Origin of the sequence: Streptomyces odontotermitis (assembly GCF_050510915.1) — a bacterium.
In the GTDB taxonomy this organism is placed as follows: Bacteria; Actinomycetota; Actinomycetes; order Streptomycetales; family Streptomycetaceae; genus Streptomyces.
Genome location: NZ_JBNJLS010000032.1, coordinates 37,837 through 57,527 on the forward strand (window position 1 = coordinate 37,837; position 19,691 = coordinate 57,527).

A 19,691-nucleotide genomic window follows, 5' to 3' on the forward strand; every position below is an offset into this window, starting at 1 on the left:
CCGCCCGCAGTGCCGTGTCGGCGCGCTCGCGGTCGACGTTGAAGACGCCGAGGATCACCTGGCCGTCCAGCGGGGACACGGCGATGGCGTCGCCCGTGAACAGCACACCGTGGGAGGGGAGATGGACCTCGATGCTGCCGTCCGTGTGCCCTGGGGCGTGCACCACGCGCGCCCCGCCGCCGAAGTCCAGGACCCGACCGTGTTAACGTCCATGACCCGACCGTAAGGAAGGGCCCCCGCGCGAGGCGAGGGCCCTTGGCCGAGGGCAGATCGGGCGTACCCGAAGGGAACGGCTCAGCGCTCCGCGTACTTCTGCAGGAACAGCGCCTCCGCCACCGAAAGCCGCTCCAACTCCTCAGGAGAGACGCTCTCGTTGACCGCGTGGATCTGCGCCTCCGGCTCGCTCAGGCCGATGAGCAGGATCTCCGCCTCGGGGTAGAGCGAGGCCAGGGTGTTGCACAGCGGGATCGAGCCGCCCTGCCCGGCGTACTGCATCGACTCGCCCGGGTACGCCTCGCTCATCGCCGCCGCCATCGCCGCGTACGCCGGGCTCTTGGTGTCGGCGCGGAACGGCTGGCCCTGCCCGATCTGCTCGGTCTCCACACGGGCGCCCCACGGGGTGTGCGCCTCCAGGTGGGCCTGGAGCAGCTTCGTCGCCTCGGCGGCGTCCACGCCCGGCGGCACCCGCAGGCTGATCAGCGCACGCGCGCCCGCCTGCACCGACGGGGTGGCGCCGACGACCGGCGGGCAGTCGATGCCCAGCACCGTCACGGCCGGGCGGGCCCAGATGCGGTCGGCGACCGAGCCCTCGCCGATGAGCTCCACGCCGTCCAGGATCTTCGCGTCCTTGCGGAAGTCCGCCTCCTCGTACTGGAGGCCGTCCCAGACCGCGCCGCCTGCCAGGCCGTCGACCGTCGTCGAGCCGTCCTCGGCGCGCAGCGAGTCGAGGGCGCGGATGAGGGCCGCGAGGGCGTCGGGGGCGGCGCCGCCGAACTGGCCGGAGTGGAGGTTGCCTTCGAGGGTGTCCACGCGCACCCGGACGAGGATCATGCCGCGCAGCGTCGAGGTGACCGTCGGCAGGCCGACCCGGAAGTTGCCCGCGTCACCGATGACGATCGTGTCGGCGGTGAGGAGGTCCGGGTGCTGCTCCGCGTACCGCTCCAGGCCGCCGGTGCCCTGCTCCTCCGAGCCCTCCGCGATGACCTTCACGCCGACCGGCACCCCGCCGTTCGCCTTCAGGGCGCGCAGCGCGAGCAGGTGCATGATGACGCCGCCCTTGCAGTCGGCGGCGCCGCGCCCGAACCAGCGGCCGTCCCGCTCCGTCAGCTGGAAGGGCGGCGTCACCCACGCGGCCTCGTCGAGCGGCGGCTGGACGTCGTAGTGCGCGTAGAGGAGGACGGTCGGGGCGCCTTCGGGGCCGGGCAGGAAGCCGTACACCGACTGGGTGCCGTCCGGGGTGTCGAGGAGCGCGACGTCCTGGAAGCCCTCGGTGCGCAGCGCGTCGGCCACCCAGTTCGCGGCGGCCTCGCTCTCCGCCTTCGGGTACTGCTCGAAGTCCGCCACCGACTTGAAGGCCACCAGTTCGGTGAGCTCCTCCTTCGCCTTCGGCATGAGCGAGGCGACGGTCTCGGCGATCGGATTCGGCGACATGGGCACGCTCCTCGTGGGTGCGACGTTGTACGTGTGGGTAGCAGTGATCCTCCCACAGGGAGGACGCCACGGCCTCCGCCGTAGGATGCACCGGAAAGCGCGGCCAACAGCTGGATCAGGAGCGGTAGACCATCGTGAGCAGCGAGAACCCATCGGACGACGCCCGACACGTCTGGGACGTGGTGGTGGTCGGCGCGGGCCCCGCGGGAGCCTCCGCCGCCTACGCGGCGGCCGTCGCCGGACGCAGTGTGCTGCTCCTGGAGAAGGCCGAGCTGCCCCGCTACAAGACGTGCGGCGGCGGCATCATCGGCCCCTCCCGCGACAGCCTGCCGCCCGGCTTCGAGCTGCCGCTGCGCGACCGGGTGCACGCGGTCACGTTCTCCCTGGACGGGAAGTTCGTGCGCACGCGCCGCTCCAAGCAGACGCTCTTCGGGCTCATCAACCGCCCCGAGTTCGACCAGCAGCTCGTCGAGCACGCCCAGAAGGCGGGCGCCGAGATCCGTACGGGCGTCACGGTCGCGCGCGTGGAGCAGCACGGCTCCGCGGTCCCGGACCGGCGCACCGTCGCGGTGGTCCTCCAGGGCGGTGAGACGGTGCTCGCGCGCGCGGTGGTCGGCGCCGACGGCAGTGCGAGCCGCATAGGAGCACATGTCGGGGTGAAGCTCGACCAGGTGGACCTCGGCCTGGAGGCGGAGATCCCGGTGCCGCCGACGGTCGCGGAGGACTGGGCGGGCCGGGTGCTCATCGACTGGGGCCCGCTGCCGGGCAGTTACGGCTGGGTGTTCCCCAAGGGCGACACGCTCACCGTCGGCGTGATCTCCGCGCGCGGCGAAGGCGCCGCCACCAAGCGGTACTTGGAGAACTTCATCGCCCGGCTCGGCCTCGCGGGCTTCGAGCCGTCCATCTCCTCCGGCCACCTGACGCGCTGCCGCAGCGACGACTCCCCGCTCTCCCGCGGCCGCGTCCTGGTCTGCGGCGACGCGGCGGGCCTCCTTGAGCCGTGGACCCGCGAGGGCATCTCCTTCGCGCTGCGCTCGGGGCGGCTCGCGGGCGAGTGGGCGGTCCGCATCGCCGAGGCGCACGACGCGGTGGACGCGCGCCGCCAGGCCCTCAACTACGCCTTCGCGATCAAGGCGGGCCTCGGCGTCGAGATGGGCGTCGGCAAGCGCATGCTGACCGTCTTCGAGCGCAGGCCCGGCATGCTGCACGCGGCGATCACCTCGTTCCGGCCCGCGTGGCGGGCGTTCACCCGCATCACCCGCGGCACGACGACGCTCGGCGAGCTCGTCCGCACCCACCCGGTGGCGGGCCGCGCCCTGTCGGCGATGGACCGCGAGGCACCCGCACCGCCTTCGTCGCCTTCCTAGGCGCCCCCCGAGACGTCCTGCTCCTACAAGCCCCCTGAGCTGCCTGAGCCGAGGAGCTGCGGGTCCTGGCGCAGCATCCGCCCGTGCAGGGCGCGCAGCGCCGGGCCCGGGTCCGCGCCCACGGCCCCCGCGATGCGCTGCCGCGCCTCCTCGTACGCGAGCAGGGCGTCCGACGCTCTGCCGCTGCGGTACAGGGCCGTCATCAGGAGCTCGACGAGGCGTTCGCGCAGCGGGTGCGTGGCGACGAGCCGGACGAGTTCGTGGACGTACGCGAAGGCTTGGCCCTCTTCGATCGCCGCGCCGATCCTCGCCTCCATGACGGTGAGCCGCTTCTCCCGCCAGCGCAGCCGCTCCGCCACCAGGCAGGGGGCGCCGAGGCCCTCCGCGAAGTCGCCGCGCCACAGGGCCTCGGCCCGGTCGACGAGGGCGGCGGCGCGCCCGAGCTCGCCCTCGCGCCGTGCGGAGAGGGCCTCGTCGACGAGACGGCGCCGCTCGTGCAGATCGTCGGCGGCCGCGCCGGTGAGCAGATAGCCGCTGCCCGTCCAGGCGAGGCGCGGCCCGCTGTCGGGCGCCGCGTCGTGGCGGCCCGGGTGCGGCACCGCGCGGAAGGCCCGCCGCAGCCCGGAGACGTACTTCTGCACGAGGTTGCGCACCTGGGCGGGCGGCGCACCGCCCCACACGGCCTCGACCAGACCGTCGTACGAGAGCGGGCGGCCCTCCTGCAGGAGCAGCACCGCGAGCACCGCGCGCTGCATGGGCGGCCCCAAGGGGACCTCGGCTCCGGCGTGCAACGCGCGTACCGGGCCCAGCAGTTCGAAGCGCATCCCCTCACCCATGGCCCGAGCCTAACCCGCGCCCCGTTCCAGCGGATCTTCCAGTGCCTCTTCCAGCGTCCGGTCAGCGCCGCCCGTGAGGGTGGCCGCACGGACCCCGTACGGGGGTCCCGGAAGAGAGGCAGACACAGCGATGCTGACCCGGCTCGGCCGCTTGACGGTGCGGCACTCCCGCGCCGTACTGATCGGCGTGGTACTGGCCTTCCTCGGCCTCGGCGCATACGGAGCGGGCGCGCAGGCGGACCTGGACCTCGCACGCTGGGACGCGCCGGGGACCGAATCGGTGCGGGCGGCGCAGGTCCTGCGCGAGGAGTTCGGCACCGGCAGCCCCAACCTCGCCCTGCTGGTCACGGCCCGCGACGGCGACGTCGACTCGCCGCGCACCACGGCGGCGGCCCGCCAACTGGTCGCCGAGGTGCGGAAGATCGAGGGTGTCGCGGACGTCAGCGCGTACTGGAACGGGCGGAGCCCCGCCCTGCGCGCCGCCGACGGCAGGCGCGCCCTCGTGCTCGCCCGCATGGAGGGCAGCGCCACCGACACGCGTGCGCGGCTCGCCACCGTCTCACCCGAACTCACCCGCACCACACCGGAGTTGACGGTCGAGGTCGGCGGCCAGGAGGAGATCTCCCGGCAGGTCGGAGAGCAGGCCCGCGCCGACTTCCTGCGCGCGGAGGCGCTCGCCCTGCCCGTCGTGCTGCTTCTGCTGATCCTCGTGTACCGGCGCACCGTCGCCGCCCTGCTGACCATCGGGGTCGGACTGCTCTCCGTCGTCGGCACGCTCGCCGGGCTGCGGGCCCTCGCGCAGGTCACCGAGGTGTCGACGTTCGCGGCCAACCTCGCCCTCGTGCTCGGCCTCGGACTCGGCGTCGACTACAGCCTGTTCGTCATCAGCCGCTACCGCGAGGAGCGGCAGGCCGGGCACGCGCAGCCGGACGCCGTGGTCCGCGCGACGGCCGCCGCCGGACGCACCGTGGTGTTCAGCGGGCTCACGGTGGCGGTGTCGCTCAGCGCGCTCCTGGTCTTCCCCTTCTTCTTCCTGAGCTCCTTCGCGTACGCCGGTGTGCTGGTCGTCCTGACCTCGGTGTCCGGGGCGCTGCTCCTGTTGCCCGCGGGGCTCGCCCGCTGGGGCCGGCGGGTGGAGCGGGTTGAGCGGGTGCCGACGGACGGGCGGAGCCCGGTGGAGCGGGTGGTACGGGCCGCGATGCGGCGCCCGCTCGCGGTCGGGGCGGCCGTCGTCGGCGTGCTGCTGCTGATGGCCGCGCCGCTGCTCGGCCTGCGCTTCGGACTCCCGGACGAGCGGACGCTGCCCGCGGGCACCTCCTCGCGCACCACCTCCGAGACCGTCCACCGGGAGTTTCCCGCCGAGCCGACCGACACCGTGCAGATCGTGCTGCGCGCCCCGGCCGACGCCCCGGCGGTGCGCGCGTATGCCGTCCGGCTGTCCCGCGTCCCGGGCGTCTTCCAGGTCGACGCCCCCACCGGCAGCTACCGCGACGGGCACCGCACGGGCCCGGCGGCCACCGGCGGCCTCGCCGCGCGGAGCGGAGCCGTCCGCCTCGGCGTCGTGCCCGCGCAGGCGGCGATGTACGGCGACGTGCCCGCCTTCGTCGACCGGATCCGGGACACGCCCGCGCCCGCTCCGGCGTTCGTCGGCGGCTACCCGGCCGAGACCTCCGACTTCCGGGCCACCCTGCTGGACCGGCTCCCGTACGCCGTCGCCCTCGTCCTGGTGGCCACCTTCGTGATCCTGTTCCTGATGACCGGGAGCCTCCTGCTGCCGCTGAAGGCGACCGTCCTGAACCTGCTCAGCCTGGCGGTGATGTTCGGCTGCCTGGTCTGGGTCTTCCAGGAGGGCCATCTCTCGGGGCCCCTCGGCTTCACCCCGGCCGGAGCCGTCGAGCCCAGCATTCCGGTGCTGATGTTCTGTGTCGCCTACGGCCTGTCGATGGACTACGAGGTGTTCATGCTGGCCCGGATCAAGGAGGAGCACGACCGCGTGGGCGACACCGCGCGGGCGGTCGCCGCCGGACTCAGGCGCAGCGCGCCGCTGATCACCGCGGCCGCCGGGATCCTCGCGCTGTCCTTCCTCACCTATGCGGGCAGCGGCATCGTGTTCCTCAAGGAACTCGGCGTCGGCACGGCCGTGACGATCCTCGCCGACGCGACCCTGATCCGCGTCCTGCTCCTGCCCGTCGCGATGCGGCTCGCGGGCCGCGCCAACTGGTGGGCCCCCGCCCCGCTGCGCGCCCTGCACCGGCGCTTCGGGCTGCGCGAGGAGCGGCCGGACGAGGGGCGGGCGAGCGCCGTACTCCCTCGGGAGTACGCGTGATCGCCACGCTCGACTGACGCCCGCGGCGGCCCCCGCCGTCTAGCGTGACGGTCATGGAAGAGCAGCAGAGAGCCCAGCGCGGCGGTCCGCCGCGCGGCTGGCGCGGACCACCCCACGTCCTGCGGGACGGGCCGCCGTGGTGGGGCGAGCAGGGGCGGAGCGGCCGGTGGCCGTGGCGCTCCACGGCGGCGGTCACCGCCTTCGTGCTCATCGGCTCGAACTTCGCCGGACACAACGAGGGGGCGCAAGAGCGCGTCGGCCTGAACTGGTTCGGCTGGCTGCTGCTCTTCACGGCCGCCGCCCTGCTGCTGTGGCGCCAGCGCCACCCCGTGGTCGTGGCCTATGGCACGGCGGCCTGCGCCATGGTCTACCTCGGCGCCGGATACCCGTACGGGCCGGTGTTCCTGACCGTGGCGATCGGCTGCTACGGCGCGATCGTGGCGGGACACCGGAGGGCGGCGTGGGGGGCCGTCGCGATGTTCTGGCTGGGGCATCTGCTGGTGGGGCACTGGCTGTACCGGTATCTGCCGCCGGACGACGGCCGGGCCCCCTGGGGCCAGGAGGGCATCATCGCCACCTGGATCGTGGCGGTCGTCGCCCTGTCCGAGCTGGTCCGGGTGCGCCGGGAGCAGTGGGCGCAGGCCCGCGCCGAGCGCGAGCAGGCCGCGCGGCGGCGCGCCGACGAGGAGCGGCTGCGCATCGCCCGGGAGCTGCACGACGTGCTCGCCCACTCCATCTCCGTCATCAACGTCCAGGCGGGCGTGGGCCTCGCGCTGCTCGACTCCGACCCGGAGCAGGCCCGCACCGCCCTCACCACCATCAAGTCGGCGAGCAAGGAGGCGCTCGGCGAGGTGCGCCAGGTCCTCGACACCCTCAGGGCCCCCGGTGACGCGCCGCGCGCCCCCGCCCCCGGCCTCGACCGGCTCCCCGAACTCGTCGAGCAGGCCGCGAGCGCGGGCCTCACCGTCACGGTCGACACCCGCGGCCGGGCGCCGAAGCTCCCGCCGGGCACCGACCTCGCCGCCTTCCGCATCGTCCAGGAGGCGCTCACCAACGTCGTACGGCACTCCGGTTCGCGGCGCGCGGGCGTGCTCGTCTCGTACGAGAAGGCGGAGCTGACCCTGCGCGTCGACGACGACGGGCCCGCCACCGGCGCCGACGCGGGCGGCAGCGGCAACGGACTTGCCGGAATGCGGGAGCGCGCGGCGGCCCTGGGTGGGACGATCAAGGCGGGCCCGCGGCCCGACGGCGGCTTCCGCGTCACGGCGGTTCTGCCCACCCGCACGGCACCACCCACGCCCCAGGAGGACCAGTGATCCGCGTACTCCTCGCCGACGACCAGTCCCTCGTCCGGGCGGGCTTCAAGGCACTGCTCGACGCGCAGGCGGACATCGAGGTGGCCGGGGAGGCGGCGGACGGCGAGGAGGCCGTCCGCATGGTGCGCGAACTGCGCCCGGACGTCGTCCTGATGGACATCCGCATGCCTCGGCTCGACGGCCTCGAAGCCACCCGGCACATCACCCGGGAAGCGGACCTGGCGGACGTGAAGGTGGTCATGCTCACCACCTTCGAGATGGACGAGTACGTCTTCGAGGCGCTGCGCTCCGGCGCCTCCGGCTTCCTGGTGAAGGACACCGAGCCGGACGAACTGCTGCGCGCGGTACGGGCGGTGGTGCACGGCGACGCCCTGCTCTCGCCCGGTGTGACGCGCCGCCTCATCGAGGAGTTCGCGGCCCGCTCCAAGCAGCCCGCCGACGCCGCCGCGCTCGGCGGGCTCACCGAGCGGGAGCGGGAGGTGATGGCCCTGGTGGGCATCGGCCTGTCGAACGAGGAGATCGCCCGCCGCCTCGTCGTCAGCCCGCTCACGGCCAAGACCCATGTGAGCCGCACGATGGTGAAGCTCGGCGCCCGCGACCGGGCCCAACTGGTCGTGCTCGCCTACGAGTCGGGGCTCGTGCGGCCCGGCTGGCTGGGCTGATCCTCGGCCTCGCGCCGCCGCCAGTCCTCGACGGTACGGCTGTGCCGGACCAGCACGACCACGAGGGTCAGGACGAACACCGCGGCCCCCAGGAGGGCGCCGCCCCGCTTCGCCGTCCGCCAGGTGTCCGGCGAGACGTCGAGCAGCAGGGCGGGCCCCGTCACGGCCAGGAAGGCGGCGCCCGCGAGCCCGACCGCGACAAACAGCGCGAACCCGATCTCGACGGTGGTCGCGTCCCGCTCCGCCTGTGTGCGTCGGCCCATCCCTCGAGTGTCGGGGGCGGCGTGCGGAGGGACAAGGAACCACTTGTGCGGCCCAAGATGTATGCGCGCGCAATTAATTCCGATGCAACAAAATGGCCGAACTCTGCTACGGTGCGTCCATGGCGGCGAAGACGGCCGAGCAGTCGCTCGTGGACCAGTGGCGCGACATCCTCGCGGTGCATGCGCGCACCCTCTGTGAGCTCGACCGTGAGCTGCACCAACACGGCCTGGGCGCAAGCGACTTCGAGGTCCTGGACGTCCTCGCGGAGGGCGTGGCCGAGGACGGCTCCGCCGCCTTTCGCGTGCAGGAGATCGCGGGCCGGGTCCATCTGAGCCAGAGCGCGCTGTCCCGTCTCATCGGGCGTCTGGAGAAGGACGGCCTCGTCTGCCGCGGCATGTGCAGCGAGGACCGGCGCGGGGTGCGGGTCGAGCTCACCGGCAAGGGGCGCGTGCTGCACGCGGAGGTGCTGCCGGTGCAGCGCGCGGTGCTGCGGCGGATGCTGACGGGGGCGGAGCGGGGCGAAGCCTGCGCGGGCTGACCGCGCTCAGCTCCACACCACGCCCGAGGTCTCCCGCCACAGCGCGGCCAGCGACGCGTCCCCGGTGAGCCCCGGGAACGGCACCCGGTTCCAGAGCGCCAGATGCAGCCGCGCCGCGTCCCCCACCGCCTCGGCGTCCGCGTCACCGGCCGCCCCGCGCTCGGCGACCGGCGGGTCCTGCGAGATCCGTACGGTCCACACGGCGTCCGCCCCCGCGTCCGTGGCCCGCAGCCGCAGCACCCGGGGCTCGGCCGAGCGCACCTTGCTGGAGCGGCGGGCGTGGAACCCGAACAGCACTTCCTCGATGCCGTCGACCGCGAACTCCACCTGGCTCGCGCTGAGTTCACCGCCGAGCGCGGCCTCGGCGTCCACGCGGTGCACGGTCGTCTCGTTCGCCTGCCGCCGCGCCCAGAAGGCGAGCGGCGACGGTGCGGGCAGGAACGTCCAGCACCGCACGTCGCCCGGGGCGGCCCGCAGGGTCTCCACCAGCGCGGCGTGCCCCTCGCGGAACCAGTCGAGCAGCGCGTCCCCGTCCAGCGGCGAGGGCCCGCCGCCGTTGCGGTACTCGGTGCGCTCCTCGCCCACGAAGGCCGTGGCCCACCGGTGCACCATCGCCATGTGCCGCAGCAGGTCGCGCACCCGCCAGCCCGGGCACGTGGGCACCTCGGCGTCGGGCCCCGCCGCCTGCGCGGCGCGCGCGAGCAGCAGACCCTCGCGTTCCAGGACGTCAATGTGCTCGGCAATCTCCATGCGGCGATTGTGGCTCATGGCCGCAACTCACGGAGCGGGCCGCGGAATTCGGTGGACAGGCGGGTCCTCGACCCCTTCTGATGGCTCCGGCTGCCCGCCGCGCAGAGCGGGCCGGACGGCTGGAGCTGCTCTTGGTGACCGAGACCGGGACGGACGTTCCGCCCGCCGTCGACGCGGCGTTGGCCGGGCGTCTGGTCGCGAGGCAGTTTCCCGAGTGGGCCGGGCTGCCGCTGCGGCTCGTCGACCCGGCCGGTTCGGACCATGTGATCTACCGGCTCGGCCGGGCGCTTGCCGTGCGGCTGCCCCGCCACGCCGGGGCCGTCGGGCAGGCCGCGAAGGAGCTCCGGTGGCTGCCGAGGCTCGCCCCGCGGCTTCCGCTGGCCGTCCCCGAGCCCGTCGGCGTCGGGGAGCCGGACCTCGGCTATCCCTGGCCGTGGGCGGTGTCGCGCTGGCTGGACGGCGAGGTGGCCACGGTGGCGGCCCTGGGCGACTCGACCGAGGCGGCCGTCGAGCTTGCGGGTTTTCTGACGGCCCTTCAATCCGTGCCTCCGGAAGCGGACTTGGTGGGGGCGGACGACCCGGACGGGACCCCCGCGGCCTCCCCGCTGGCCGGGCGGGACCACGCGACCCGCGCCGCGATCGCGAAGGTCGCCGGAGGCGCGGGCGGCCCCGCGGCCTTCGACGCGCGGGCCATGAACGAGCTGTGGGACGCGGCGCTGAGCGCTCCGGGATGGGAGCGTCCCGCGGTGTGGTTCCACGGCGACCTGCACACCGGGAACCTCCTCACCGTCGACGGCCGCCTCAGCGCGGTCATCGACTTCGGCGAGCTCGGCGTCGGCGACCCGGCCTGCGACCTGACGATCGCCTTCACGCTGATGTCGCCCAGGAGTCGCGAGGTGTTCCGTGCGGCGCTCGACGTGGACGACGCCACCTGGGAGCGGGGCCGCGGGTGGGCCCTCGCCACAGGTCTGAACGCCTACACCGCGTACGCCGCCGTCAACCCCCGCGTCGCCGAGCAGACCACGCGCCAGATCACCCAGGCCCTCAGGGGATAGACGCCATTCTGGCCGGGAGGGGGGCATCCCGGCGGGCCCGGACCCCGGAGTCCGCGCAGGTCGTCAACTCACCGCCGCCCGGCGGGTGGTGAAGCCGATGACGGCGGCCACTCCGGCGAGCACGGCGACGCTGGTGAGCGCCGTGGGCAGGGTGAACCAGTCCGCCATGAACCCGATGGCGGGCGGCCCGAGGAGCATGCCGCCGTAGCCGAGAGTGGAGGCGATCGCGACACCGCTGGGCCCGGCGAGGGCGCCCGCGCGCTCGACGGCGACGGGGAAGATGTTGGCGAGCCCGATGCCCGTGACGGCGAAGCCGAGGAGCGCCGCCCCCACGGACGGGGCGAGGGCGCCGAGCAGCATGCCGACGGCGGCCGTCGCGCCGCCCGCGACCAGCGTCCTGGTGCGGCCGAGCCGTTCGAGCAGGACGGTGCCGGTGGCGCGGCCGAGCGTCATGGCGAGCGCGAAACAGGAGTAGCCCGCGGCGGCCACGCCCGGGTGGGCGTCGAGGTCCTGCTCCAGGTGGAGCGCGCCCCAGTCGGCGAGCGCCCCCTCGCCGTACGCCGTGCAGAGCGCGATCAGGCCGAAGACGACGACCAGCCCGCGGGTGCGCGGGGTGAGGCTGCGCGGAGCGCCGTCCTGCCGGGGGCCGCCGCCCGGCGGCGCCGGGGGCCGCAGGCGCAGCAGCGCGCGCCCCGCGACGGCCGTCACGATCAGCCCGATCACGGTGAGGCCGAACAGGTGCCGGGTGGGGGAGAGGGAGCCCGCGATGAGCCCGCCGATGCCCGCGCCGACCATCCCGCCGAGGCTGAAGGCCGCGTGGAAGCTCGGCATGATGGGCCGGCCGAGGGCGGCCACGAGGTCGACGGCGGCGCTGTTGAAGGCGACGTTGATGCCGCCGTACGCCGCGCCGAAGACCAGCAGGACCAGGCCGAGCGCGAGCGCCGAGTGGGTCAGCGGCGGCAGCGCCACGCTCAGCGACAGCAGGACGCCGCAGACGACCGTCACCGGGTGGCTGCCGAACCTGCGGCACAGCCGCCCGGTCAGCATCATCGTGATCACCGCCCCCACGGAGACGCCGAGCAGCGCGAGCCCCAGGGCGCTGGACGAGGCGCCGGTCTGCTCCTTGATGGCGGGGATGCGCACGACCCACCCCGCGAAGATGAAACCGTCCAGCGCGAAGAAGACGGTGAGGACGACTCGGAGGCGGACGAGGTCGGAAGGGGTGGGCGAGGGGGGCCGCGACGTTGCGGTCCCGAGTTTGTTTAGTAGCGGCACAAAGTCAGAGTAGGGTGTGGGACAGCTGTGGACAAGGCGGTTTGCGGCGGCGGCCGGGAGGGCCGTGCGGGTGGTCACGCGTGCGCGGGGACAAGGGAGTTCGGGGTTGTGGCCAGGGGGTATCGACCTTGCGGGCAAGGGACGTGCCCTCGTGCGAGGGGGGAAGGTCCCCACGTACGAGCAAGCAAGTCGGTTCCCACTGTGACCGCCGGACGCGATGGATCCCTCACCCGCCGTGCACGCGCAGTCAGACGGCGGCGCAAGGGGTGGGGACGCGGCGGTATGTCCACCCGCAGTACAGCACCCCACCCACCCGAGTACTCGTGTACTCGTCCGGCGCCCCCGGCTTTTCGAGGACGGACATACCGCCGCGTCCCCACCCCGCCCCACCACCGGCGACCGGCAAAGGGCGACCGGCGAACAGAGAACAGCGGAGATGGAGCCGACGGCGGCCGAACGGCCGGACGGCGTACGGATCATGGGAGACTCACCGTCATGAACGGCAAGGCGGCCCCCCGAGCCGAGGGGGCAGGGACCGCGCGCACCCGGCTCGAACGGGGGCGCGGCGCGCTCGGTCCCGCTCTTGAACTGGTCCACACGGGAAGGGCCCCGACCCGGGCCCTGCTCACCTCCGAACTCGGTGTCACCCGGGCCACGGCCGGCGTCGTCGCCGCCGAGCTGGAGTCGCTCGGCCTGATCCGGATCGACGCCAGGCCGAGCGCCGCGGCGGGCTCCCAGGGCAGGCCCTCGCACCGGCTCTCGGTGGCGGACGCGGGACCCGTGGTGCTCGCGGCCCAGGTCCACACCGACGGATTCAGGGCGGCTCTCGTCGGTCTCGGCGGGCGCATCGTCGCCACGGCGCCGGGCTGCGAGACGGTCGGCGCCGACCCCGCCGAGGTGCTGGGCGCCGTCGTCGCGGCGGGTGCCGGGCTGCTGCGGGAGACCGGGCGGCGGTGTGTGGGCGCGGGGCTCGCGGTGCCGTCCGCCGTCGCCGAGCCGGAGGGCACCGCCCTCAACCCGCTGCACCTGGCCTGGCCCGCGGGCGCCGACGTCCGCGCCCTCTTCGCCGAGCAGGTGCGGGTGGCGGGCATCGAGGGCGCGGCGTTCACCGGCAACGACGTGAACCTCGCCGCGCTCGCCGAGCACCGGCACGGCGCGGGCCGCGGCGCCCGCGACCTGCTCTGCGTGGCGACCGGGCACCGGGGCGTCGGCGGCGCCCTCGTCCTCGACGGGCGCCTGCACACCGGGAGTTCGGGCCTCGCCCTCGAAGTGGGGCACCTCACCGTGAACCCCGAGGGCCGCCCCTGCCACTGCGGCAGCCGGGGCTGCCTGGACGTCGAGACGGACCCTCTCGCGTTCCTCACCGAGGCCGGACGCGAGCCGGGCCCCGAGGGCCTGCTCCAGCAGGCCAACGCCCTGCTCCGGGACGCCTACGCGGACCCGGGCGTACGCGCCGCCGCCGAGGCCATGATCGACCGGCTCGGCCAGGGGCTCGCGGGCCTGGTCAACATCCTCAACCCGGACCGCATCATCCTCGGCGGGCTGCACCGCACCCTCCTGGAGGCGGACGCCGAGCGGCTGCGCGCCGTCGTCGCCGACCGCAGCCTGTGGGGGCGCAGCGGCAGCGTGCCGATCCTCGCCTGCACCCTCGACCACAACAGCCTGGTGGGGGCCGCCGAGCTGGCCTGGCAGCCGGTGCTCGACGACCCCCTCGGGGTGCTGGGCTAGGCCGCGGACGCGGGGCTGATCTGGGCGACGGGCGCGGGCTCCCGCTCCGGCGCGGGCTCCGACTCCGCGGCCCGCGCGCTCTCCTGACGGCGCCTCAGGTCCGGTACGAGGCTCAGCAGCCCGAGCACGGCCAGGCCGGCGCCGATCCACAGCGGCGCGCGCAGGCCGAAGGCGTCGATCGCGGGTCCGCCCACCGAGGTCGCGATGATGATGCCGAACGTGATGAACGAGGAGTGCACGGTGTTGACCAGCGGCCGGGCGTTGCCGGTGCGCTGGACCCGGGTCACCAGGGCGGGGTTCATGGTGACGCCGACGAGCCCGATGCCCATCATCAACACCACGGCGGGCACCGGCAGTTGGGCCAGCAGCGCGAAGCCGGTCAGGAACCCGAGGTTGAGCAGCAGGCCGACGACGAGGACCGGCAGCGTGCGCCGGTCGGCGAGCCGCCCGACGACCGTGTTGCCCACGACGGTGGCCGCGCCGTACGCGATGAGCAGCAGCGGCACGGTGCCGGTCGCGAAGCCGGTCACCTCGGTGAGGATCGGGTTGAGGTAGCTGAACGCGGAGAACGTGGCGCCGATGACGAACGTGCTGGTGGTGAGCGTCAGCCAGAGCCGCGGGCTGCGGAAGGCGCCGAGCTCCTGGCGCAGTCCGCCCTCCTCCGCGGCGCTCTCCAGGCGCGGCACCCCGGCGAGCGTGGCCAGGGCGGCGAGCACCGTCAGACCGGTGATGGCCCAGAACGCGGCGCGCCAGCCGAAGTGTTCCCCGACGACCGTGGACAGCGGCAGGCCGAGCAGCGTGCCCAGCATCAGCCCGTTGAGGGCGACGGCGACGGCCCGGCCGCGCACCTCGGGCCGGGTGAGCCGGGCGCACAGTGAGATGGCCACGCCGAAGTACGCCTGTGAGGCGACGCCCGTGACGAGGCGCGCGACGAGCATCGTCCAGTAGTCGGGAGCGAGGGCGGCGAGCACGTTGCCGCCCAGGAAGACGGCGAACAGCACCATCAGGGCCGACTTCTGACGCATCTTCAGCACGGCGACCGTCAGGAACGGCCCGCCGATCGCCATCGCCGCCGCGTACGCGGTGATGAGATACCCGACCTGCGGAATGGTGGCGTCGAGTCCGTCGGCCATCTGCGGCATGAGTCCGGCGACGACGAATTCGCTCGTGACCATGGCGAAGATGCCTAGGGCCAGGACGTATACGGCGCGGGGCATGGAAGCTCCAGGAGTATTGGAATGTTCAGTGCAAAATATGGGCAGGCAAGAGCCGCCCCGAGCAAGGGGCTTGAGCCGAGTGAGGGCACCCGAGGGCAGTCGAGGGCAACTGCGGGGAGTTGAGGGGAGTCGAGGGGAGGGAAGGGGCCGCCGGATGCGGGGTCAGCGGATGCGGGGTCAGCGGATGAGCGCGTCCATCGCCGTGGCCGCGATGGACTCCAGGGTGGCACGGTCGGCGCCGCCCTGCCCGGAGACCCGCATCCCGCCGATCACGGCATTGAGGAAGCGGGCGAGCTCGCCCGGGTCCCGTCGCGAGGTGATCTCTCCGGTCCGCTGTCCCGTTTCGAGGGTGGCCCGCAGGGCCGTGAGGCGCCGCTGGAGGTCGCGCTCCAGCATCGCGGCCGTCGCGGGGTCGCGCCCGGCGAGCTCGATCGTCGTGTTGACGGTCAGGCAGCCGATGCTCCGGCCGTCCTCGCGGTGCTCGAAGTCGCCGTCGACGACCCGGTCGAACATGGCCTGGATGCGTGCGGTCGGCGTCCTCTTCTCGTCCTCCAGGATGGCCAGTTGGGCGTTGGTCATGGAGTCCATGTAGTGGGTGAGGGCCCGCCGGAACAGGTCCTGCTTGCTGCTGAAGGTGTTGTAGATGCTGCTGCGGCCCAGTCCGGTGGCGTCGCACAGGTCCTGGGTCGAGGTGGCCTCGAAGCCCTTTGACCAGAAGGCGTGCATCGCCGCGTCCAGGGCCCGCTCCTCGTCGAAAGTCCTCGGTCGGGCCATGGGGGAACCGTACCTGTTTTGGAACGCACAGTGCAATACGGGGCGGGGTCCGCCTTCTCGTGCGTTACCTCTAAAGCTGTCTAACTGGTAACGTCTGGCCGTGACGGACTGACGGACTGACGGACTGGTGGTCACGGACTGACGGACTGGTCGTGACGAACTGACGGACGACGACGCCCCGGCAACGCCTGGAGAGGTGGCGGCACGCATGAGCTGGAACCTTGAGAAGAGCTTCGAGACGCCCGACGGAACGGTGCGCTGGTCCCGGTCGGGCCAGGGCGACCCGGTCGTCCTGCTGCACGGCTCGCCCTTCTCCTCGTACATCTGGCGCGAGATCGCACCGGCCCTCGCCCGCACCCGCACGGTCTACGTCTGGGACCTGCTCGGCTACGGGCAGTCGGAGCGGCGCGCGGGCCAGGACGTCTCGATCACCGCGCAGGCGAGGATCTTCCGGCGGCTCCTCGACCACTGGGGCCTGGAGCGGCCGGGCGTCGTCGCGCACGACATCGGGGGAGCGGTGGCGCTGCGGGCGCTGCTTCTGGAGGGTGCCGACTACCGGGACCTGACGCTGGTCGACGCGGTGGGCGGCGGCCCCTGGGGCACCGGCTACTTCAAGCTCATCCGGGAGCACACCGACGTGTTCGGCCGCCTCCCCGACTACGCCCACGAGGCGCTGGTGGCCGCCCACTTGAGGCGTGCCACGCACACCGGCTACCGGCCGGAGGTCCTCGACGCCCATCTGGCGCCCTGGCGCGGGGAGGAGGGGCAGGACGCCTTCTACCGCCAGTACCGGCACATCGGCCCCGCCGAGACCGCCGAGTTCGAGCACCTCCTCGGCTCCGTCGAGGTGCCGACACGGATCATCTGGGGCACCGAAGACCGCCTGCTGCCCCCGGAGTTCGCCCACTTCCTGCACGACCGCGTTCCGCACGCCGAGCTCATCTGGGTCGACGGGGCGGGGCACGCGATCCAGGAGGACGCGCCCGGCCGCCTGCTGGCCCATGTCGCCGCGGAGTTCCGCCAGGTGGCGGCCTGACGGGTGCGGCCGGCGGCCGGGCGCTGACGGCTCGGACACGTGGATCGGACACGTAGATCGGACCCGTGGATCGGACCCGTGGCTCGGGCTCACGTCCGGACCGGGGAGGGGCTCAGGCGGGCCACTCCACCGCGAACGCGCGCCCCGGGTTGCGCGTGAGGATCGTGTCCACCAGGTCCTTGCCCACCGCGAGTTCGAGCCGCGGCCGCACCCGGCGCAGCAGATGCGGCATGCCCGGCCCGCCGCTCACCGAACGCGCCCCGGCCGTCGTGGTGTCGCCGCCCAGCAGGATCCGCTCCCCGAACCCGGCGTCGGCGAGGGCCCGTACGGCGTCGGGCATCCGCCAGTCCGTGGCGTGGTGCGCACGGGAGGGCCCGTCGAAGGCGAGATAGGCGCCCGCGTCGGCGGCCTGCCGGTGGGTGACGAGGTCGGGGGCGCGGTTGAGGTGACCGAGGACCACCCGGTGCGGCGGCACCCCCAACTCGCCGCAGAGCAGGTCGAGTACGTCGAGCGCGCCGGTGCCGAGCTCCAGGTGGACCGTGATGGCGGCGCCGGTCGCGTGGTGCGCCTCGGCGGCCGCCGCCATCGTCCAGCGGGCGTGCGCGTCCAGACCGTGGAAGCCGCCCGCGACCTTGATGAGACCCGCCCGTACGCCGGTCGTGCCGATGCCCTTGGTCAGCTCCCGCACGAACAGCTCGGCAAGGCCGGTCGCGCGCAGGCCGTCGAGCAACTCCCGGGTGTAGTGGGCTGCTTGATGCAGGCCCGTCGCGGCGACGATCCGCACCCCCGAGTCCCGCGCGAGGTCCGCGAGCTCCGCCGCGTGCCGTCCCATGCCGTGCGGCGTCCACTGGAGGACGGAGTTGCCGCCCGCCGCCCGGAACGCGGCCAGTTCGGCGGCGGCTTCGGTCGCCGAGTCCAGCTCCTGGCCCGGGAGTTGAGGGCTGCTCAGAAACAGGTGGTCGTGCGCGTCGCAGACGCCGAGCGCGTCGGGCTCCAGGTCGCCGAGCACGCCACGCACCAGCCCCCCGGTCACCAGTGCCGCCCCTGGGTGAGCAGCTTCCGCTCCGGCGCCGACACGTGCCGCACCTGGAACACATCGCCCACACCCTCGGGCGCGTCATGGGCCCAGAGGGAGAAGTGCAGCGCTTCCCAGGTGCGCGGATCGACGGCCGTGGCAGCGAGGATCACCCCGTCGCGCCGCGCCAACCGTCCTGCCTCCAGGGCTAGTTCCTCCATCAGCGGGGACAGCTGCGCGCCCTGGGGTATCCGCTGCCGACGCCGGACCGCCGCCTTCGCCGGGGCGCCCGCAGCCACCCCCTCCTCGTACGCGAGTCCCGTCCAGTGCTGCACCTCGGGCCGCCCGAAGTCGTCGACGATGCCCTGGAATCCGGGGCCCCAGAGGAAGGAGTTCATGCCCTGCGGGGTGTTCCACAGATAGAGCGGCGCGTACGCGTTGACCGGTGAGCCGTCGACGCCGCGCTCGCGCATCAGGTACGCCTTGACGCCGAGCCCCGGGAAGTCGTCCAGCAGATGGCCCTTGGTGGCCACCCGCTCCCGGATGATGTCCATGTCGTAGTCGGCGGGCAGGGTGATCTCGTACTGCATGGCGTGCATGGTGAACAACCTCGCTGTCTCGGACGTCAGTTGGGGAGTACGGACGGTTCCACGAGCTCGTGCCACTCGACCGTCGTGCCGTCCTCGGCCGCCTCGACCAGCGCGAGGTGCGTCATGAAGGTGCGCGGCCCCGCCCCGTGCCAGTGCCGCTCGCCGGGCTCGATCCAGACCGTGTCGCCCGCCCGGATCTCCTCGACGGGTCCGCCCGCGCGCTGCACCAGACCCTGACCCTCCGTCACATGCAGTACCTGGCCGTGGGGATGGCGGTGCCAGGCGGTGTGCGAGCCGGGCGCGAAGTGCACGCTGAACATGCGCAGCCGGGACGGGGCGGGCGGCTGCGCGATCTCGTCGAGCCAGACCGTGCCGGTGAAGTGCTCGGCGGGGCCGCGCTGCGAGTCGGGGCGGGTACGGGTGATGCGCATGGGGGCTTCCTCCGGGTGGACGGACGGGTAGACGTACGGAATGGCCGTCAGCGGCTAGCGGCTAGCGGCTAGCCGCTAGCCGTCGGCCGTCGGCGTGACGGCGCGCGGCGCCGAGCAGGGCGAGCAGTCCGCGTACGCCCGTGTCGAAGGCGGCGGGTGAGCCGGAGGCGCGCGCCAGGACGTAGCCGCCCTGCACGGTCGCGACCACGGCCGACGCGATCTCCTCGGGGTCCAGCGAATCCGTGAACTCCCCACGGTCCAGACCCTCTTGGAGGATCTCCGCGAGCCGCCCGCGCAGCCACTCCAGCGTCCGCGTCACCGGTTCGCGCAGCTCGTCGCTCTCGATGACGTCCGGGTCCATGGTCAGCCGTCCCACGGGGCAGCCGCGCAGCACGTCGCGCTCGCGCAGGAGGTAGGACTCGACGCGCTCGTACGCGGATCCGGCGCCGCTCAAGGAGGCGTCGGCGGCGGCCCGCAGCTCCTCGGCGGTGCGCCGGATCGCGGCGAGCGCGAGGTCGGGCTTCCCGCTGAAGTGGTGGTACATGCTGCCCTGCCCGGCCCCCGCGCGCTGCTGGATCGCCTTGGGGCTCGTGCCCACGTAACCGCGCTCCCAGAGGAGCTCGCGGGTGGACTCGATCAGTCGCTCCGGAGTGGTCATGGAAACACTGTACATACTAGTAGGTACAGAGGTCCAGGACGGCCGGAACCGGGCCCGGCGGCAGGCCGGTCAGGAAGCCGGACGGCAGGCCGGGAAGTAGCCGGCCCCGCCTCCCGTACTCCCCGGGAGGTACACCCACTGCCGCTGGCCGTACGACGACTTCGCCCCCCTCTCGGAGCGAGTCTCGAGGCATCACACGACAG

19 protein-coding genes and 1 pseudogene are annotated in these 19,691 nt (G+C 73.6%); 8 read left to right on the forward strand and 12 right to left on the reverse strand.

The genetic code is table 11. From position 1 onward, the window contains the following. Positions 1-4: 4 nt before the first annotated feature. Both ACQB60_RS43690 and ACQB60_RS43695 read right to left on the reverse strand, forming a co-directional pair. A pseudogene (locus ACQB60_RS43690) lies at positions 5-199 on the reverse strand (MBL fold metallo-hydrolase); the annotation flags it as partial. Positions 200-294: 95 nt separating this feature from the next. Then, positions 295-1,650 (reverse strand): dipeptidase, encoded by a 1,356-nt coding sequence (locus ACQB60_RS43695; protein ID WP_496931666.1) that lies wholly within the window; start codon positions 1,648-1,650, stop codon positions 295-297. Between the two features lie 134 nt (positions 1,651-1,784). On the opposite strand from ACQB60_RS43695, the gene ACQB60_RS43700 reads away from it, so the two are divergent. Continuing rightward, complete coding sequence (locus ACQB60_RS43700) at positions 1,785-3,017, forward strand: geranylgeranyl reductase family protein (protein ID WP_496931667.1); 1,233 nt, start codon at positions 1,785-1,787, stop codon at positions 3,015-3,017. 23 nt (positions 3,018-3,040) lie between these two features. Here ACQB60_RS43700 and ACQB60_RS43705 read toward each other — a convergent pair whose 3' ends face one another. Further along, positions 3,041-3,853: an AfsR/SARP family transcriptional regulator gene (locus tag ACQB60_RS43705; RefSeq protein ID WP_496931668.1), complete on the reverse strand. Its 813-nt coding sequence runs from the start codon at positions 3,851-3,853 to the stop codon at positions 3,041-3,043. 130 nt (positions 3,854-3,983) lie between these two features. Here ACQB60_RS43705 and ACQB60_RS43710 point away from each other — a divergent pair, with 130 nt between their 5' ends. From ACQB60_RS43710 to ACQB60_RS43720, 3 genes are read left to right on the forward strand one after another with little or no spacing between them, the layout of a single operon-like run. After that, on the forward strand, positions 3,984-6,179 hold the full coding sequence (locus ACQB60_RS43710) for an MMPL family transporter (protein WP_496931669.1): 2,196 nt from the start codon (positions 3,984-3,986) through the stop codon (positions 6,177-6,179). A 53-nt stretch (positions 6,180-6,232) separates the two neighbouring features. Continuing rightward, positions 6,233-7,495, forward strand: a complete 1,263-nt coding sequence (locus ACQB60_RS43715; RefSeq protein ID WP_496931670.1) for a sensor histidine kinase — start codon at positions 6,233-6,235, stop codon at positions 7,493-7,495. Then, positions 7,492-8,157: a response regulator gene (locus tag ACQB60_RS43720; RefSeq protein WP_496931671.1), complete on the forward strand. Its 666-nt coding sequence runs from the start codon at positions 7,492-7,494 to the stop codon at positions 8,155-8,157. The genes ACQB60_RS43715 and ACQB60_RS43720 overlap by 4 nt, the downstream gene beginning before the upstream one ends. On the opposite strand, the gene ACQB60_RS43725 is transcribed toward ACQB60_RS43720, so the two are convergent. After that, on the reverse strand, positions 8,118-8,420 hold the full coding sequence (locus tag ACQB60_RS43725; protein WP_496931672.1) for a DUF6332 family protein: 303 nt from the start codon (positions 8,418-8,420) through the stop codon (positions 8,118-8,120). The two genes, ACQB60_RS43720 and ACQB60_RS43725, sit on opposite strands and share 40 nt — an antisense overlap. Positions 8,421-8,539: 119 nt before the next feature. On the opposite strand from ACQB60_RS43725, the gene ACQB60_RS43730 reads away from it, so the two are divergent. After that, the gene (locus ACQB60_RS43730; protein ID WP_496931673.1) at positions 8,540-8,959 is read left to right on the forward strand and encodes a MarR family winged helix-turn-helix transcriptional regulator; all 420 of its coding nucleotides are present in this window, start codon (positions 8,540-8,542) and stop codon (positions 8,957-8,959) included. 6 nt (positions 8,960-8,965) lie between these two features. Here the strand turns inward: ACQB60_RS43730 and ACQB60_RS43735 are convergent, their stop codons facing one another. After that, positions 8,966-9,709 (reverse strand): maleylpyruvate isomerase family mycothiol-dependent enzyme, encoded by a 744-nt coding sequence (locus tag ACQB60_RS43735; protein WP_496931674.1) that lies wholly within the window; start codon positions 9,707-9,709, stop codon positions 8,966-8,968. A 134-nt stretch (positions 9,710-9,843) separates the two neighbouring features. Here ACQB60_RS43735 and ACQB60_RS43740 point away from each other — a divergent pair, with 134 nt between their 5' ends. Further along, positions 9,844-10,764 carry an aminoglycoside phosphotransferase family protein gene (locus tag ACQB60_RS43740; protein ID WP_496931675.1) on the forward strand — a complete coding sequence of 307 codons (921 nt, stop codon included), beginning with the start codon at positions 9,844-9,846 and terminating at the stop codon, positions 10,762-10,764. A 63-nt stretch (positions 10,765-10,827) separates the two neighbouring features. Here the strand turns inward: ACQB60_RS43740 and ACQB60_RS43745 are convergent, their stop codons facing one another. After that, entirely contained in the window at positions 10,828-12,039 is a 1,212-nt protein-coding gene (locus tag ACQB60_RS43745) for an MFS transporter (RefSeq protein WP_496931676.1), read from the reverse strand. A gap of 495 nt (positions 12,040-12,534) precedes the next feature. On the opposite strand from ACQB60_RS43745, the gene ACQB60_RS43750 reads away from it, so the two are divergent. Further along, positions 12,535-13,767, forward strand: coding sequence for an ROK family protein (locus ACQB60_RS43750; RefSeq protein ID WP_496931677.1), 1,233 nt, complete (start codon positions 12,535-12,537; stop codon positions 13,765-13,767). Here the strand turns inward: ACQB60_RS43750 and ACQB60_RS43755 are convergent. Together ACQB60_RS43755 and ACQB60_RS43760 are read right to left on the reverse strand one after the other, a co-directional pair. Continuing rightward, positions 13,764-14,984 carry an MFS transporter gene (locus tag ACQB60_RS43755; protein ID WP_496931678.1) on the reverse strand — a complete coding sequence of 407 codons (1,221 nt, stop codon included), beginning with the start codon at positions 14,982-14,984 and terminating at the stop codon, positions 13,764-13,766. The two genes, ACQB60_RS43750 and ACQB60_RS43755, sit on opposite strands and share 4 nt — an antisense overlap. A gap of 177 nt (positions 14,985-15,161) precedes the next feature. Beyond that, positions 15,162-15,758, reverse strand: coding sequence for a TetR/AcrR family transcriptional regulator (locus ACQB60_RS43760; protein WP_496931679.1), 597 nt, complete (start codon positions 15,756-15,758; stop codon positions 15,162-15,164). 208 nt (positions 15,759-15,966) lie between these two features. Here ACQB60_RS43760 and ACQB60_RS43765 point away from each other — a divergent pair, with 208 nt between their 5' ends. Then, positions 15,967-16,794 (forward strand): alpha/beta fold hydrolase, encoded by an 828-nt coding sequence (locus tag ACQB60_RS43765; RefSeq protein ID WP_496931680.1) that lies wholly within the window; start codon positions 15,967-15,969, stop codon positions 16,792-16,794. 112 nt (positions 16,795-16,906) lie between these two features. Here the strand turns inward: ACQB60_RS43765 and ACQB60_RS43770 are convergent, their stop codons facing one another. The 4 genes from ACQB60_RS43770 to ACQB60_RS43785 all read right to left on the reverse strand — a co-directional run bounded on the left by ACQB60_RS43770 (position 16,907) and on the right by ACQB60_RS43785 (position 19,503). Then, entirely contained in the window at positions 16,907-17,827 is a 921-nt protein-coding gene (locus ACQB60_RS43770; RefSeq protein WP_496931681.1) for a phosphotriesterase family protein, read from the reverse strand. Continuing rightward, positions 17,824-18,408, reverse strand: coding sequence for a DUF4865 family protein (locus tag ACQB60_RS43775; RefSeq protein ID WP_496931682.1), 585 nt, complete (start codon positions 18,406-18,408; stop codon positions 17,824-17,826). The genes ACQB60_RS43770 and ACQB60_RS43775 overlap by 4 nt, the downstream gene beginning before the upstream one ends. A gap of 26 nt (positions 18,409-18,434) precedes the next feature. After that, a complete protein-coding gene (locus ACQB60_RS43780) occupies positions 18,435-18,830 on the reverse strand; it encodes a (R)-mandelonitrile lyase (RefSeq protein ID WP_496931683.1) in 396 nt (131 codons plus the stop codon). A 61-nt stretch (positions 18,831-18,891) separates the two neighbouring features. Then, positions 18,892-19,503 (reverse strand): TetR/AcrR family transcriptional regulator, encoded by a 612-nt coding sequence (locus ACQB60_RS43785; protein ID WP_496931684.1) that lies wholly within the window; start codon positions 19,501-19,503, stop codon positions 18,892-18,894. Positions 19,504-19,691: the final 188 nt, after the last annotated feature.

What these genes read in the sequence shown, in the direction of transcription:
- ACQB60_RS43695 (WP_496931666.1), bottom strand. Translation starts at nt 1,650, where the DNA reads ATGTCGCCGAATCCGATCGCCGAGACCGTCGCCTCGCTCATGCCGAAG.
- ACQB60_RS43705 (WP_496931668.1), bottom strand. Translation starts at nt 3,853, where the DNA reads ATGGGTGAGGGGATGCGCTTCGAACTGCTGGGCCCGGTACGCGCGTTG.
- ACQB60_RS43710 (WP_496931669.1), top strand. Translation starts at nt 3,984, where the DNA reads ATGCTGACCCGGCTCGGCCGCTTGACGGTGCGGCACTCCCGCGCCGTA.
- ACQB60_RS43715 (WP_496931670.1), top strand. Translation starts at nt 6,233, where the DNA reads ATGGAAGAGCAGCAGAGAGCCCAGCGCGGCGGTCCGCCGCGCGGCTGG.
- ACQB60_RS43725 (WP_496931672.1), bottom strand. Translation starts at nt 8,420, where the DNA reads ATGGGCCGACGCACACAGGCGGAGCGGGACGCGACCACCGTCGAGATC.
- ACQB60_RS43730 (WP_496931673.1), top strand. Translation starts at nt 8,540, where the DNA reads ATGGCGGCGAAGACGGCCGAGCAGTCGCTCGTGGACCAGTGGCGCGAC.
- ACQB60_RS43735 (WP_496931674.1), bottom strand. Translation starts at nt 9,709, where the DNA reads ATGGAGATTGCCGAGCACATTGACGTCCTGGAACGCGAGGGTCTGCTG.
- ACQB60_RS43750 (WP_496931677.1), top strand. Translation starts at nt 12,535, where the DNA reads ATGAACGGCAAGGCGGCCCCCCGAGCCGAGGGGGCAGGGACCGCGCGC.
- ACQB60_RS43755 (WP_496931678.1), bottom strand. Translation starts at nt 14,984, where the DNA reads ATGCCCCGCGCCGTATACGTCCTGGCCCTAGGCATCTTCGCCATGGTC.
- ACQB60_RS43760 (WP_496931679.1), bottom strand. Translation starts at nt 15,758, where the DNA reads ATGGCCCGACCGAGGACTTTCGACGAGGAGCGGGCCCTGGACGCGGCG.
- ACQB60_RS43765 (WP_496931680.1), top strand. Translation starts at nt 15,967, where the DNA reads ATGAGCTGGAACCTTGAGAAGAGCTTCGAGACGCCCGACGGAACGGTG.
- ACQB60_RS43775 (WP_496931682.1), bottom strand. Translation starts at nt 18,408, where the DNA reads ATGCACGCCATGCAGTACGAGATCACCCTGCCCGCCGACTACGACATG.
- ACQB60_RS43780 (WP_496931683.1), bottom strand. Translation starts at nt 18,830, where the DNA reads ATGCGCATCACCCGTACCCGCCCCGACTCGCAGCGCGGCCCCGCCGAG.
- ACQB60_RS43785 (WP_496931684.1), bottom strand. Translation starts at nt 19,503, where the DNA reads ATGTACAGTGTTTCCATGACCACTCCGGAGCGACTGATCGAGTCCACC.